The organism is Rhizobacter sp. LjRoot28 (assembly GCF_964253025.1).
GTDB lineage: Bacteria > Pseudomonadota > Gammaproteobacteria > Burkholderiales > Burkholderiaceae_C > Rhizobacter.
Map to the genome: position 1 here is coordinate 3014093 of NZ_CAXUQC020000001.1, position 16406 is coordinate 3030498.

General features: G+C 71.7%; 5 protein-coding genes. All 5 read left to right on the forward strand.

Annotation, left to right across the window (positions count from 1 at the left end):
• Positions 1-175: 175 nt before the first annotated feature.
• The 5 genes from ACSQ2F_RS13780 (at position 176) to ACSQ2F_RS13800 (ending at position 16397) form a co-directional block, all read left to right on the forward strand.
• Positions 176-13309, forward strand: a complete 13134-nt coding sequence (locus tag ACSQ2F_RS13780) for an amino acid adenylation domain-containing protein (protein WP_436023706.1) — start codon at positions 176-178, stop codon at positions 13307-13309.
• A complete protein-coding gene (locus tag ACSQ2F_RS13785; protein WP_436023708.1) occupies positions 13306-14004 on the forward strand; it encodes a 4'-phosphopantetheinyl transferase family protein in 699 nt (232 codons plus the stop codon). Before ACSQ2F_RS13780 ends, ACSQ2F_RS13785 begins: the two co-directional genes overlap by 4 nt.
• Positions 14001-14798, forward strand: coding sequence for a serine aminopeptidase domain-containing protein (locus ACSQ2F_RS13790; protein WP_436023710.1), 798 nt, complete (start codon positions 14001-14003; stop codon positions 14796-14798). Before ACSQ2F_RS13785 ends, ACSQ2F_RS13790 begins: the two co-directional genes overlap by 4 nt.
• 2 nt (positions 14799-14800) lie before the next feature.
• Entirely contained in the window at positions 14801-15613 is an 813-nt protein-coding gene (locus ACSQ2F_RS13795; RefSeq protein ID WP_436023712.1) for an alpha/beta fold hydrolase, read from the forward strand.
• An 82-nt stretch (positions 15614-15695) separates the two neighbouring features.
• Positions 15696-16397 (forward strand): YbaY family lipoprotein, encoded by a 702-nt coding sequence (locus ACSQ2F_RS13800; protein ID WP_436023714.1) that lies wholly within the window; start codon positions 15696-15698, stop codon positions 16395-16397.
• Positions 16398-16406 lie beyond the last annotated feature (9 nt).

The window sequence follows — 16406 nt, forward strand, 5'->3', positions numbered from 1 at the left end:
GGGAACCCCCCGGACATAATCAAAAACATACCCGAGCCCGTGCGCCACGCAGCAAGCGTTCGTGCCCGCCGGCGCGCCGGCAACCACTGCGCGCACACCCGCTCGTCCAGGCTGCGGCATCACCTGCAGCCTGAGCCCTTTACCCACTGGACGGCCGCCGGCTGCTCCACCCGACATGACCGCACGTCGTCCTTCCCCCGCCGAGTCGCCCAACGCCCCGCGCGCCCTTGCCTCCGTGTTGCGCGATGCCGCCCGTCGGTGGCCCACGGCCGCGGCGCTCGAAACGCCGCTCACCTCGCTCACGTACGACGCACTGCTGCAGCATGTTCACTCGCTGTCGGCCCGCCTGGTGGAATCGGGCTTCCGTCCCGGCGACCGCATCGGCATCGCCGCCACCCGTTCCGCCGACACCATCGTCGCGATCCTGGCGGTGGTCGACGCCGGCCTGGCGTACGTCCCGCTCGACCTCGCCTACCCGGCCGACCGGCTGCAGGCGATGCTCGAGGACGCCCGTCCCCGCGCCGTGCTGGGCGATGAGGCCGCACTGGCCGAACTCGGCCGGCTCGCGGGTGCCTTCCCGACGCTCGCCCATCCGGCGCCGGCAGGCGACGCTCCCCATGGCGTCGCTCCGGACCTGACCTACGTGCTCTTCACGTCGGGCTCCACCGGCCGGCCCAAGGGCGTGGCCATGGGCGCCGCGCCACTGGCCCACCTGATCGACTGGCATGCCGCCCATGAGCGGCTCGGCCGCCCCGCCCGCACGCTGCTCTTCGCGCCGCTGTCGTTCGACGTGCATTTCCAGGAGATCTTCTCCACCCTCGCCTGCGGCGGCACGCTGGTGATGGTGCCGGAGGCCGTGCGACGCGACCCGGCCGCGCTGCACCAGGCCCTGGTGGCCCAGCGCATCGAGCGCATCTTCCTGCCCTACGTGGCCTTGCAGATGATCGCCCAGGCTGCAGGCGACGACGTCCCCTCGCACCTCACCGACGTCATCAGTGCCGGTGAACAGCTGCAGGTGACACCGGCCATCCGCCGACTCTTCGAACGCCTGCCGCACGCGGCGCTGCACAACCACTACGGTCCGACCGAAAGCCACGTCGTCACCGCGTTGGAACTCACGGGGCCGGCCGGCACGTGGCCCGAGATCCCGGCCATCGGCCAGGCGCTGCCGCACGCGGTGCTCGCGCTGTGCGACCCCGAGACCGGCCGGCCGACCGAAGGCGATATCGGCGAACTGCTCATCGGGGGCGCCACCCTCGCCCACGGCTACCTGGGCCGGGAAGACCTCACCGGCGAACGCTTCCGCACCGACATTCCCGGATTGCCCGGCCGCTGGTACCGCAGCGGCGACCTGGTCCGCACCGACGCCCATGGCGTGCTCACCTACCTGGGCCGCGCCGACCAGCAGCTCAAGGTCGATGGCTTCCGCATTGAACCGGGCGAGATCGAGCTCGTGCTGATGGCCCACCCGGCGGTGCGGGATGCGGTCGTGACCGCGCCTGACATTCCCGGTGCCGGCCGCCAGCTGGTGGCCCACCTCGTGCTCGACGCCGGCCAGGACGCCCAGGCGCTGGTGCCGGCCCTGCGGTCTCACCTGCGCGCACGCCTGCCCGAATACATGGTGCCGGTGCGCTTCGTCGCGCTGGCGGCCCTGCCCACCACCCCGAGCGGCAAGATCGACCGTCGTGCACTGCCGCTGCCGGCGGCCGCGCCGGCGCGGCCGGTCGATCGCTCCGACCTGCGCGGCCTGTGCCGCGCGCTCTGGCAGGAACTGCTCGGTCTGGACGCGCTCGCCGACGACCAGAACCTCTTCGACCTCGGCGCCCGATCGCTGCTGGTGCTGCGCTTCGTCTCGCAGCTCAAGGAAGCCGGCATCGGCCACATCGGCGTGGCCGACGTCTACGACCGCCCCACCGTCGCCGGCATCGCGGCCAGCGGCCAGGCCGCGGGCCGCCGCCGCTCTGCGGGCGCCTCGCGACGCGAGGCCACCGCGGGCATTGCCATCATCGGCATGGCGAGCCGCACTCCGGGTGCCGCGGATGTCGAGGCCTTCTGGAACAACCTGCTCGCCGGCCGGGAAGGCATTCGTCACTTCTCGGCCGCCGAGCTGGACGCCTCGGTGCCGGCCTCGCTGCGCGAGCGGCCCAACTTCGTGGCCGCACGGGGCGTGCTGGAAGACGCCGACCGGTTCGATGCCGGGTTCTTCGGCCTGCCGGCGCGCGAGGCCGCGGTGACCGATCCGCAACAGCGCCTGCTGCTCGAGCTCAGCTGGACGGCGCTGGAGCACGCGGCCGTCGACCCGTCCCGCCAAGACCACCGCATCGGCGTGTACGCCGGCACGGGCAACAACAGCTACATCACCGCCCTGCGCCAGGAAGACCCCGAGCTCGCGCAACGCTACGGCGAGTTCGCGACCATGCTGGCCAGCGAGAAGGACTACGTCGCGACGCGGGTGGCTCACCGCCTGAACCTGAACGGTCCCGCCGTCAGCGTGCACACCGCCTGCTCCACGGGGCTTGTCGCCGTGGCGCAGGCCTGGCATGCGCTCGCTGCCGGCCAGTGCGACATCGCGCTCGCCGGCGGCGCCAGCCTGAGCGTCCCGCAGCACACCGGCTACCTGCATGTCGAAGGCGGCATGGAATCGGCCGACGGGCATTGCCGCCCGTTCGATGCCGACGCCACCGGCACGGTATTCGCGAGCGGCGGTGCCGTGGTCGTGCTCAAGCGACTCGAAGATGCGCTCGCCGAAGGCGACACCGTCTACGCGGTGATCCGCGGCGTCGGCCTGAACAACGACGGCGGCGACAAGGCCAGCTTCACGGCGCCGAGCGTGAGCGGCCAGGCCGAGGCGATCCGCATGGGTCTGGACCACGCCGGCCTCAGCGCCCGCAGCATCGGCTACGTGGAAGCCCACGGCACCGGCACCTCGCTCGGCGACCCGATCGAGGTGGCCGCCCTCACCCGGGCCTTCCGCGAGGACACGCCGGACGCGCAGTTCTGCGGCCTCGGCTCGCTCAAGGGCAACCTCGGCCACATGGTCGCGGCCGCGGGTGTGGCCGGCCTGATCAAGGCGACGCTGTCGCTGCACCGTGAAGTCATTCCCGGCACGCTGCACTTCCGCAGCCCCAACCCGCAGATCGATTTCGCAGCATCGCCATTCCGGGTGGTCGCCGGCAGCACGCCGTGGCCGCGCAAGGCGGACGAGCCGCGCCGAGCCGCAGTGAGTTCCTTCGGCGTGGGCGGCACCAATGCGCATGTCATCCTGGAGGAAGCCCCGGCCGTCGAGCGTTCATCCCTCGTCGGCAACGGAGCGGCCCAGGCTGCCCGCTGGGTTCTTCCGCTCTCGGCCCGGGACGCCGACGGCGTGACCGCCCGTGCACGCCAACTGGCCGCACACCTGGAGCAGCACCCCGACCTGCCACTGGCCGCCGTGGCTGCCACCTTGATGCGCGGGCGTCGGCCCATGGCGCACCGCCAGGCCGTGGTGGCCGGCAGCACCGCGCAAGCCGTGGCGGTCCTGCGTGCGCTCAAGTCGCCGGTCGAGGTCCTGCCCTCGCCGCGGCTGGTGTTCCTCTTCCCCGGCCAGGGCTCGCAGCATCCCGGCATGGCCCGCCAGTTGTGCGACGAAGCGCCCGCCTTCCGTGAAGCCTTCGAGCGCGTGATGGCCGTGGTCGAACCGCAGCTGGGTGTGCCGCTGCGCGCGTGGCTGGTCGATGCCGACCCTGCCGACGACGCGGTGGCGCGCCTCCTTGCCGAGACGCGCCATGCGCAGCCTGCGCTGTTCGCCGTCTCGATCGCCCTCGCCCACTGGCTCGACAGCCTCGGCGTCGAGCCCGACGCGATGATCGGCCACAGCATCGGCGAGTACGCCGCCGCCTGCCACGCCGGCGTGATGTCGCTGGAGGACGCGACGGTCGCCGTGATCGCCCGCGGCCAGGCGATGTTCGCGCAACCCGGCGGTGCGATGCTGGCCGTGCGCACCGGCGCCGACACGCTCGGCCCGCTGCTGCCCGCCGGTGTCGAGATCGCCGGGCACAACGCGCCGGCCCTCACCGTGGTGGCCGGCAGCGTAGAGGCCATCGATGCCTTCGCGCAGCAGCTCGAGGCACGCGACATCGGCACGACGCGCCTGCGGGTGTCTCACGCCTTTCACAGTGCCGCCATGGACGATGCCTTGCCGAGGGTGCGGGCTGCCCTGGCAGGCACGACGCTGCAGCCTCCACGCCGCACCGTCTACTCCTGCGTCAGCGGCGCGCCCTTGGCCGCGGACGAAGCGCGCGACCCCGGCTACTGGGCCGGCCAGGTGCGAGCGCCCGTGCAGTTCACCCGGGCCGTCACCGCCGAACTCGCCCAGGGCGACCACACGGTCTTCATCGAAGTGGGCCCCGGCCAGGCACTCACCGCCTTGCTGCGCCAGCACCGCGGCATGTCAGGCAGCGTGCCGCGCCAGGTGGCCGTGCTCGGCCCCGCCAACAACCCGGGCGAGCCCGCGGCTTCGGCCCTGTCGGCCATCGGCGCCCTCTGGTCGCTCGGCGTACCGATCGCCTGGCCCGTGGCCGCCAGCGCACAACGCGTGGCCCTGCCCACCTACCCGTTCAAGGACGAACGGCACTGGTTCAAGCGCCGTGCGGCGCCGGCCACTGCCGAGACGCCTTCCTCTCTTCCTGCCAGCGCCGCCGCGCTGCAGATCGCCCCTGCTTCCACCGCCGCCGTGCCCGTTGCCATGACCCGTCTCCCACGCCTTCAACAGGAACTCCAGCGCATCCTGAGCGACGTCTCCGGTGTGCCGGCCGAAGACATCGACCGCAGCGCCAGCTTCGTGGACCAGGGCCTCGACTCGCTGTCGCTCACGCAGGCCACGCTGGAGCTGGAGCGGGTGTTCGGCGTCAAGCTGCGCTTCCGGCGCCTGCTCGAGGACCTGAACGACATCGACAAGCTCGCCGGCTTTCTGGATGGCGAACTGCCCGCCGACCGCTTCGCACCGCCGCCCCCGGCCGAGACCGCGCCCGCCGTCCCGGCGGCCGCGGCGCCGGCGCCCGCTTCCACGGCCCCGTCGGCCATGCCGGCGCCGGTGTTCGCACCGGTGGTCGGAGCCGCAGGCGCAGGCGTGCAGCAACTGATCCAGCAGCAGATGCAGCTGATGGCGCAACAACTGGCACTGCTGGCGGGCCAACCGTTGGGGCTCGCGCCGTCCGCCCCTGCCGCACTGCCCGCCGTGCAGGCGCCCGCGCCCGCTGCGGAGGCACCGGCCGCCGCTCCGACTCTGGCGGCCGAGATGGCAACGACAAGTCCCGAGCTGTCGCGCCAGGCCCTGGTCGAGAAGCCCTTCGGCGCCTCGCCCCGCCTGACGCTCGAGGCCGCCCGCAACTTCACGCCGGGCCAGCAACGCTGGCTGGACGACTTCATCGTCCGCTACAACCAGCGCTCGGGGCGCTCCAAGGCGTTCAGCCAGGAGCACCGCAAGCTGATGGCCGACCCGCGCGTCGTGACGGGCTTCAACCCGCTCTGGAAAGACCTGGTCTACCCCATCGTCGTCGACCGCTCGAAGGGTGCGCACCTGTGGGACCTGGACGGCAACGAGTACATCGACCTGCTCTCCTGCTTCGGCGGCAACCTGCTGGGCTACCAGCCGCCGTCGGTCGTGGCCGCCATGCATGAGCAGCTCGACCGGGGCCTCGAGGTCGGTCCGCAGCACCCGCTGGCGGCCGAGGTCGCGCAGCTGATCTCCAGCTTCACCGGCATGCAGCGGGTCGGCTTCTGCAACACCGGCTCCGAGGCGGTGATGGGTGCCATGCGAGTGGCCCGCACGGTGACCGGGCGCAAGACGATCGCCATCTTCAGCAACTCGTACCACGGCATCTTCGATGAAGTGATCGTGCGCGGCACGCGCCAGCTGCGCTCGCTGTCGGCCGCTCCCGGCATCCTCGCCAACGCCGTCGAGAACGTCCTCGTGCTCGACTGGAACAGCGAGGAGTCGCTGCGCGTGCTGCGCGAGCGCGGCCATGAGCTCGCGGCCATCATGACCGAGCCGATCCAGAACAAGTACCCGACGGTTCAGCCGCGGGAGTTCGTCCGCGCCCTGCGCGAGATCGCCGACGCCTCGGGCTGCGCGCTCATCTTCGACGAAGTCGTCACCGGGTTTCGCGTGGCCCCGGGCGGCGCACAGGAGTTCTACGGCGTGCGTGCCGACATCGCCACCTATGGCAAGGTCATCGGGGGCGGCCTGCCGTTCGCGGCCATCGCCGGCAGCGACCGCTGGCTCGACGCGCTCGACGGCGGCCAGTGGCAGTACGGCGACGATTCCTATCCAGAGGCGGGTGTCACCTACTTCGCGGGCACCTTCGTGCGGCACCCGCTCGCGCTCGCTGCCGCGCGTGCCACCTTGCGCCACATCCAGGCAGGTGGCCGGGGCTTCTACCAGGCGCTCAACGACCGGACCCAACGCCTGATCGACCGCCTCAACGCCGCCTTCGCCGTGCGGGGTGCGCCCGTGCAGGCGGTGCACTGTGCCTCGCTGTGGCGCCTCAGCTGGGACGACAACCAGAAGTTCGTCAGCCTTTTCTATTACCTCGTGCGCTATCACGGCCTGCACCTGTACGAGCAGTTCGGTCACTTCGTCACCGAAGCCATGGGCGACGCCGAGACCGACCGCATCTTCACCGTCTTCACCGACGCGCTGGACGAACTGATGGCGCTGGGCTTCATCACGCCGCGCGAAGGCGGCCCGGCGCCGAAGGGCCCCGGGGACAAGCCGGCCACGCCGCAGGAAGCGCCGCTCACCCCGGGCCAGACGGAGCGCTGGCTGGCGGGCAGCTTCGATCCCTCGGCACGGCGTGCGCTGAACGAATCCTTCTGCGTGAGCCTGTCGGGCGACGTGGACCGCGCTGCACTCAAGGCGGCGGTCCTCGACGTGCTGCGCCGTCATGAGGCCTTCCGCGTGCGGTTCGACCTGGAGGAGCCGCTGCAACGCCTGTCGCCGACCTTCGAGCTGACCATCGCCGACGTGGACCTGCGTCAGCTCCCCGATGCCGACGCCGCGCTCGACGACTTCTGTGCCCAGGCAAGCCTGCGCGACTTCCCGGTCGAGCATGCGCCCCTGGCTGCGGTGAGCCTGCTGATGCTCGGCGACGGTCGCACCGTCGTCCACGTGGTGGCCAGCCACCTGGTGTTCGACGGCTGGGCCTCGAGCGTGTTCAATGCCGAGCTCGCCGTCGCCTACCGTGCCCGCAGCACCGGGCTGCCGCCGGCGTTCAAGCCGGCGGAGTCGGCCCTTGCCTTCGGCGTCGCCGAACAGGCACGCTTCAGCTCGCCGGACGCCGAGGCCGACCTCGCCTACTGGCGCGACGTTCTCCGCGATGCTCCGGCCCCTCTTTCGCTCGGTGACCGCAGCCCCGGCGCCGAGCGCACGTTTGCCGCCGATACCGTGCGGGTGCGACTCGACGGCGAGGCGCTCGCGCGACTGCGCGCGCAGGCCAAGCGGGAGTCGGCCACGCTCTTTCAGGTGCTGCTCGCGGCCGTCACGGCCGTGCTGTACCGGCGCAGCGGGCAGGACGACTTCGTCGTCAGCATTCCCTACGCGAGCCAGAGCCTGCAGCGCCACGGCCCCCTGATGGCCGACGGCGTGCTCGACCTGCCGCTGCGCCTGCGTTGCACGCCGGACGACGACGGCCAGACGCTGCTCAAGCGCGTTCGCCACCACCTGATGGACGCGCTCGAGCACCCGCTGATGACGCAGGGCACGGTCGCCCGTGCGCTGGGCCTGCGCAGCGCGGGCAGCCGTCCGCCGCTCACCGGCATCTACTTCAACCTCAACCCGCGCATCGACCTCTCGGCCTACGCACCCCTCACCGCGACCCTGCACGAGGGCCGCAAGCAGGGCATCCTCAGCGAGCTGTTCTTCAACTTCTACGAGAACGACGATTCGCTCACGCTGGACCTGCACCACGGCAGCGAGTTCTTCAGCCCGTCGCTGGCGCAGTCGCTCGCCGACGAGCTGGTGGGCCAATGCCGTCGATGGGCCGACGGCCTCGAGGGTGCGCTCGATGCCCAAGGGGCCACCGGTCCCTCGGCCGCGATCGACCCGCGCCTGATCGCATGGAACGACACCGCCGTGCCACTGGAGCCCCACCCGCGGCTGGAGGTGTGGGTGGCGCGACAGGCGCTGCGAACACCGGACGCCACCGCCCTGGTGGCCGCAGACGGATCCCTCACCTACCGCGCGCTCGATGAGCGCGCGAATCGTTTTGCGCAGCTGCTGCGCGAGCGCGGCGTGGGTGCCGGCGCGCTGGTCGGCGTGTGCCTCGGGCGCGGCGTCGACCTGGTGCCGGCCCTGCTGGGCGTGCTCAAGACCGGTGCCGCCTACGTACCGCTCGACCCCGGCTTTCCGAAGGAGCGGCTGCAGTACATGGCGGAGGATGCCTCGCTGCACACCGTGATCACCGAGCGGCGCCACGCCGACCTGGCCGGCCTGCCGCGCGAGCGCCAGCTGCGCGTGGACGATGACGGCGCGGCGCTGGCGGCCGCTGCGTGCACGCCCGTGGACGGTCCATCGGGCGGCTCGGACGACGCCCCCGCCTATGTCATCTACACATCCGGCTCCACCGGCCACCCGAAGGGCGTGGTGCTGCCGCAGCGGGCGGTGTGCAACTTCCTCGCGAGCATGCAGCGCCAGCCCGGCGTGCACGCCGGCGACCGGCTGCTGGCCGTGACCACCTTGTCGTTCGACATCGCGGTGCTGGAGCTCTTCGTGCCCCTCGTGAGCGGCGCCTGTGTCGTGCTGGCCCAGCGCGAGGACGCGATGGACGCCGAGGCGCTGGCCGAGCTGATCGGGCGGCACCACATCAACGTGATGCAGGCCACGCCCACCACCTGGCACCTGCTGCTCGATGCCGGCTGGCAGGCGCCCGCCGGCCTGCGTGCCTTGTGCGGCGGCGAGCCACTGCCGCCCGCGCTGGCCACCCGCTTGCTCGCTGCGGGCGTGGAGTTGTGGAACATGTACGGCCCTACCGAGACGACGGTCTGGTCGACGCTGGCCCGCATCCAGGACGCCGGCCAGCGCATCACCATCGGCCGGCCCATCGACAACACGCAGGTCTGGGTGCTCGATGAGCAGATGAACCCCTGCCCCGTCGGCGGCGAGGGCGAGATCTGCATCGGCGGCACGGGCGTGGCGACCGGCTACTTCAATCGGCCGGAACTGACGGCCGAGCGCTTCGTGGCCGATCCCTTCAACAGCACGCCCGGTGCCCGCCTGTACCGCACCGGCGACCTCGGACGCTGGGGTGAGGACGGGCAGCTGCACCACCTCGGCCGACTGGACTTCCAGGTGAAGGTGCGTGGCTATCGCATCGAGCTGGGTGAAATCGAATCACGCCTCGCCGCGCTGCCGGGCGTGGCCCGCACCGTGGTGATGGCCCGCGAGGACGAGCCCGGCGACGTCCGGCTGGTGGCCTACGCGGTGCCCGCCGCCGGCGTGGCGCTCGACAGCGGCGCGCTGCGGCAGGCGCTCAAGGCGGGCTTGCCCGACTACATGGTGCCGCAGCACGTGGTGCTCATCGCCACCATGCCGCTGCTGCCGAACGGCAAGATCGACCGCAAGGCGCTGCCCTCGCCCGCGGCCGCACCGAGCCTTGCCGTGCCGGCGGTCGTCGCGAACGCCTCGCCGGCGGTGACGCCGGCCGAAGCCGCCGCCCCGGTGGCCGGCGCGGCCGCTGCACCCGCGGCCGCCCTGCCCGCCGACCTTGCCGACCGCATCGCGGCCGTGATGGCCGAGGTCCTGGCCGTGCCGTCGGTCGGCCTCGACGACCACTTCTTCGAACTCGGCGGCCACTCGCTGCAGGCGGCCAAGCTGGCCTCCCGCGCAGGCGCCATCGTCGGCCGCCGGCTGTCGCTGCGAACCCTGTTCGAGAACGCCACGCCCGCGGCGTTGGCCACCGCGCTGCAGGCCGCCACGCCTTCGGCATCGACCGCCGCTCCCGCACGCCTCATGCGCGTGCAGGCCCGAGCCGAGCAGCGCGTTGCGCCGCTGTCGCTGATGCAGCAGCGGCTGTGGTTCCTTGAGAACATGACGCCCGGCACCCCGTTCAACCAGCTGCCGTCCGCCCACACCCTGCGCGGGCCGCTCGATGTGGCGGCCTTCCAGCAGGCGTTCCAGCAAATGGTGGAGCGCCAGAGCGCGTTGCGCTCGGTGATCGAACGCACGCCCGAAGGGCCCCGCCAGCGGGTGCTCGACCACGTCAGCGTGACCTGGTTGCCCGTGGAGGACGTGCGCCACCTGCCGACCGAGCAGCGCGAGGTGCACATCCGCGCGCGCATCCTCGAACTCACGCAGCAGATCATCGACTTCGAGCAGGGCCCGCCCTTCCGCGTCCACCTGTTCCGCCTGGACGACGACCGGCATGTGTTCTTCTTCATGGTGCACCACCTCTTCTGGGACGGCTCGTCGTTCGACCTGCTGTACCGCGAGATGGCCGCGCTCTACGCGGCCCTCCGTCATGGCAGCCCAGCCACGGTGCCGGCGCTGGCCGTCAGCTACGGCGACTACGCCGAATGGCAGCGCGAATGGATGCAGGGCGACGAACTGGCCGAGCAACTGAGCTTCTGGCGTGAGACGTTGACACCGCTGCCCGACACCCTCGAGCTGCCGACCGATCGTCCGCGTCCGGCCGAGATGAGCGGCGATGGCCGCTCGCACAGCACCATCCTGCCCGCGCCGCTGGTCGAGGGCCTTCACCAGCTGGCGCGCCGCCATGGCGTGACCCTGTCGACCGTGGTGCTGGCCGCTTACGCGCTCGAGTTGCACCGCATGTCCGGGCAATCCGATTTCGCCATCGCCACCCCGGTGCGCGGCCGCGAACAGCCCGAGGTCGAACCGCTGATGGGCTTCTTCGTGAACGCGCTGCCGCTGCGCATGCGCCCGGAGCCGGGCACCGGCTTCGACCGCTGGCTGCGCCAGGTTCAGGACACCGTGGGCCGTGCCTTTGCCAGCCCCGATGTGCCCTTCGAGCACCTCATCCAGGCGCTCGGCGTGCCACGGGACGCGAGCCGTCCCCTCGTGACCCAGGTGCTCTACTCCTTCCAGGACGTGCGCGAGCGAGCGGTGCAGTGGGACGACGTGGCGCACTCGCGCTTCGACATCCAGCTGCGCGGCTCGAGCCACGACCTCAGCCTCTATTGCGTGGAGCTGGCCGCCGGTTTGGAAGTGGCGCTGACCTACAACAGCGACATCTTCGATCCCGAAACGGCGGAGCGCTTCCTGCTGCGACTGGAGCACCTGCTGCGCCAGGCCCTCGAGACCCCGGCGCGCCGGCTGGCGGACTTTTCGCTCGCAACGCCCGACGAAGCCGCGACGCTGGCCGCCTGGAACGCGACGCACGCGGACTTCATGCTGGACGCCACGGTGCATGCGCGCATCGCCGAAACGGCCGCACGCCATGCCGCCGCCACGGCCATTCAGCAGCCCGCTCTCGGCGCGGTCAGCCACAGCGAGCTCGACGCACGCGCGAACCGGCTGGCCCATGCACTGCGCGCGCGTGGCATCGGCCGCGGGGCGCTCGTGGGCCTGTGCCTGGAGCGCGGCATCGAGATGGTCGTGGGACAGCTGGCCATCCTCAAGGCCGGTGCCGCCTACGTGCCGCTCGACCCCGCCTATCCGACGGACCGCCTCGCCTACATGGCCGAGGACGCCCGGCTCGCCCTGCTGGTGACCGAGTCGGCACTCGTGCATGCGATCGACTGGCCGCGCAGCAAGTCGGTGCTCATCGACATCGACGCCATGGCGATCGCGGGCCAGCCCGATGCAGCGCTGGCCGCGGACCCTGCCCACGACGCAACCCCCGAGGACGCGGCCTACGTCATCTACACCTCCGGCTCGACGGGCAAACCGAAGGGCGTCGTGGTGCCACACCGCGCGGTCGTGAACTTCCTCGACAGCATGGCGCGGGTCCCCGGCCTCGCACCGGGGGACCGACTGCTGGCGGTCACCACGCTCAGCTTCGACATTGCGGTGCTGGAACTGCTGCTGCCGCTCGCCGTGGGGGCGGAAGTCGTGCTGGCCTCCCGGGACGCCGCGGTAGACCCGCAGGCCTTGCGCCTGCTGGTCGAATCGACCGAGGCCAACGTGATGCAGGCCACCCCTTCCACGTGGCGCATGCTGCTGGAATCGGGATGGCAGGGCCACGGTCGCTTCAAGGCCCTGGTCGGCGGCGAGGGTCTGCCGACCGACCTCGCCACCAAGCTGCTCGAACGCACCGGCCAGCTGTGGAACATGTACGGGCCGACGGAAACCACCGTGTGGTCGACCTGTTGGCAGGTCCAGTCGCCCGAGCGCGGCATCTCCATCGGCCGGCCGATCGCCAACACCCAGGTCCATGTGCTCGACGAACGCCTGCAGCCCTGTGCGATCGGGCTGCCCGGCGAGATCTACATCGCGGGCGACGGCGTGACGACGGGCTACCTCCATCGACCGGAGCTCACGGCCGAGCGCTTCGTGCCGGACCCGTTCCGCCCCGGCCATGCGATGTACCGCACCGGCGACCGCGGGCGCTGGCGCCATGACGGCCTGCTCGATCACATGGGCCGGCTCGACTTCCAGGTCAAGGTGCGTGGCTACCGCATCGAGCTCGGCGAGATCGAGAGCAACCTGGCCGCCCATCCCCAGGTGGGTCGCTCGCTGGTGATCGTGCGCGAGGACCAACCGGGCGACCTGCGCCTCGTGGCCTACGTCGTGGCGCGGGGCACCGCCCCGACCACCGATGCGCTTCGCGAACACCTGAGAGGCAACCTGCCCGAGTACATGCTGCCGCAGCACATCGTCTTCCTCGAAGCGATCCCGCTGCTGCCGAACGGCAAGACCGACCGCCATGCGCTTCCGGTGCCGGCCGCCACCGTGGCCGCCACGACGCGGCGCGACGTCGTGGCACCGCGCACCGACGCGGAAGCCGCCGTGGTCGAGGTCTGGAAGTCCCTGCTGGGCGTGGAGCAGGTCAGCGTCACCGACAACTTCTTCGACCTCGGCGGGCATTCGCTGCTGGCCATGCGGGCCGTCATCGAGATCGAGAAGCGGCTCGGCCTGCGGCTGAACGTGCGCCGGCTGATCTTCGAATCACTGGCCCAGATTGCCGGCGGTGCGAGCGACGCGGGGCAGCCCCCTGGCGCCCGGGACGATGCGCCCGTCACGCTTGCAGCGGCGCAGGCCCCGCACGCCACCGGGGTGCCGGCGGGCGCCAACGGCGGACGACCCGCGGCAAAGGGGCTCTGGGGCCGGTTGATGGGCGCCTTGCGCAGCAACGACCACCACGCCTCGCCATGAAGCGGCTGATGGCGCCGTCCGCGGCGCCGACGCAGTTGTGGTGGACCGACCTGGATGAGGATGCGGGCGAACCGGCCGCCGGCGCTGCCGTGCTGTCCGAGCCCGAACGCGCACGGGCCGCCCGCTTCATCCATGAGCGACACCGGCGCCGCTACACGGCCGCGCACGCGGCGCTGCGCCGGCTGTTGTCGCAGCACACGGGACGCCCCGCCAGTGAACTGATGTTCGTCGACGGGCCGTTCGGCAAGCCGGCCCTGATCGGACCCGACCCGGGCGACGGGTTGCGCTGTGCGTTCAACATGAGCCACTGCGAGAACCTGGCGGTGTTCGCCGTGGCGCCCGAGGGCGAGATCGGCGTCGATGTGGAACTGCTGCGCCCGATGGACGACGCCGACGCGCTGGCCCGCCATCACTTCACCGCGAACGAGCAGGCGGCGTTCAACGCGGCAGCACCCGCACAGCGAACGCTGAGTTTCCTGTACGGATGGACCCGCAAGGAGGCCTGCCTGAAGGCGATCGGTTGCGGACTGGCGGTGGAACCCCACTCGTTCGAGGTGGGTCTGTCCCCCGGATCGCGGGAGGTGAAGGTGCAGGCGCCACACGGCGCCGTGGTGGTCGATGTAGAGTCCGTGGTCGATGGCGCGCGCGCCGTCATCTCGTGGGCCCGACTGCGGCCCGGCCACTGCTCCTCATGATTCCTTTCCGCTTCGGTCCGCCTTCCCGCCAGCTCCATGGCGTCCACCATCCCGCCGCGCCCGGCCGCTCTCCTGCGCCGGCCGTACTGATGTGCAATCCGTTCGGCCAGGAGGCCGTTCGCACCCACCGCATGTACCGCGTCCTGGCCGATCGACTGGCCCGCGGCGGTGTCCACGTGCTGCGCTTCGATTACCACGGCACGGGCGATTCGTCCGGTGACGACACCGACGGCAACCTCGACATCTGGCAGGAGGACATCCTGCTGGCGCACCAGGAGCTGCAGCGACGCGCGATGGGCGCGTCGGTCAGCTGGCTCGGTGCCCGCCTGGGCGCGAGCCTCGCCGCGCTGGCGTCCATGAAGGCACCTGCGCCGCCGGCCCGGCTGCTGCTCTGGGAGCCGATCGTCGATGGCCGCGCCTACCTCGGTTCGCTTGCCGCTCAGCATCGCACCGCACTGCGGCAAAGCTTCGGGCTCGTCCCGAAGGTCTTTCAGCGGCCCCCCGTGAACGAGGCATTGGGATTCGGCATGAGCGACGCGCTCACGAACGGCCTGCAGGCACTCAAGCCCTCCGCGCTGGATGCACTGCGCTGCCCGGACATCGTGGTGATCGCGCCGGGCCGTGACGCTGCCGCCGCCCAGCTGGCCTCGCGTTGCCGCTCACAGGGCAGCAACGTGCAACTGCAGGCCTTCGATCACGCGTTCGACTGGGCCTCGGAGGAGGCGTTGAACACCGCGCTCGTGCCGCAGGAAGCGGTGAAGCTGTTGGCCACACTGATCGCCCCGGAGGCGTGAGCATGAACGAAATTCCACTGGTCTTCGGCGCCGAACGCCACCTCGTGGGCACGCTCGCCCTGCCCTCCGGCACGCCGGCCGCGGCCGCATTCGTGCTGCTCAATGCAGGCGTGGTGCACCGCATCGGACCGCACCGCATCAACGTGAAGCTGGCGCGCCACCTCGCTTCGCAAGGCTTCGCCAGCCTGCGCTTCGACCTGTCCGGCCAGGGCGACAGCCGCGTCTCCTCCGCGTCGGGCGACTTCCGCGAGCAGGCCGTGGCCGACATCCGGGCCGCCATGGACCACCTCGAGCGCACGGCCGACGTGCACCGCTTCGTCATCGCCGGCATCTGCTCCGGCGCGGACAACGGCATGGCCGTGGCCGCCGCGGATGCTCGCGTGGCTGGCCTGTGCATGCTCGACGGCTATGCCTATCCCACGCCGAAGACGCGCTGGGTGCGCTACCGCCGCCGCCTGGGCGGCCCCATCCTGAGCGCCGTCTGGCCCTGGATCAAGCGGCGCCTCGCGGCTGCACGCACGGGCCCGGGCGACATGGCCGCGGACGGCGGACGTGCCCATCCGAGCCGCGAAGACTACGCGCGCACGATGCAGGCCCTGTCGGACCGCGGTGTGCAGGTGTGCGCCGTGTTTTCCGGCAGCATGCTGCCGCAGTACAACTACGACGGGCAGTTTCAGGACGCCTTCGCGGGCCACGGTTTTGCGACCCAGGTGCGCACCGAGTACTGCCCGACCATCGACCACACCGTCACGCCGCTCGCCGCACAGCGCCAGCTGCTGGAACTGGTCGGCGACTGGGCGCGCCAGCTGAAGTGAGCATGGGGCGCTGCCGCGCCATTCCCCGCCGTCCCGGCGGGAAATCGCCCCACGGCCCGCCGGCTCGCCGGACACTCGGGGCATGACGCGCCTCCCTGCCCTGCTCGCCCTGTTCGCGGCCATATCGCTCACCGCCTGTGGCAGCGCGCGGCGTGCGCCCGCGCCGGTACCTCCGCCGCCGCCCGCGCCCGCACCCTCACCGGTGAGTGCGGTGCTCCAAGGGGAACTGAGCTACCGGGCCCGGGTGGCGCTGCCCGCCGAGGCCGAAGCCCTGGTGGAGCTCCGTGATCCGCTGATTCCGGGCGCGCCGCCCGTCGCCTTCACCCGCTTTGCCCTGAGCGGACGGCAGGTGCCGGTGCCCTTCGAACTGGCCCTCGCCAACATCCCGCGCGCGAGCGGCGCCCGCTACGAGCTGCGAGGCAGTCTGTGGGTCGATGGCCGCATGCGGTGGGTGGGGCCGGCCACGTCGGTGACCGCTGCTCCCGGGAGAGTGGGCGTCGGCACGCTGTGGTTGGAGCCGGTGCAGCTGACGCCGGCCGCCGTGACGCGCTTGCGCTGCGGTGAGCGGGAGGTGTCGCTGGAGCGGGTCGACGACGTCTGGTGGTTGCGGGCCGACGGCGCGGCCTGGGAACTCAGGCCGCTGCCCGCGGCCGCGGGCACGCGCCATGTGGCCGCCGGCGACCCGGGTACCAGCCTCTGGCAGCACGACAACGAAACCCGCGTCACGGTTCGCGGGGAAACCTATCCGGCGTGCCAGGCCATCGGCACGCAACCCGGCCGCTGAAGCGGCGCG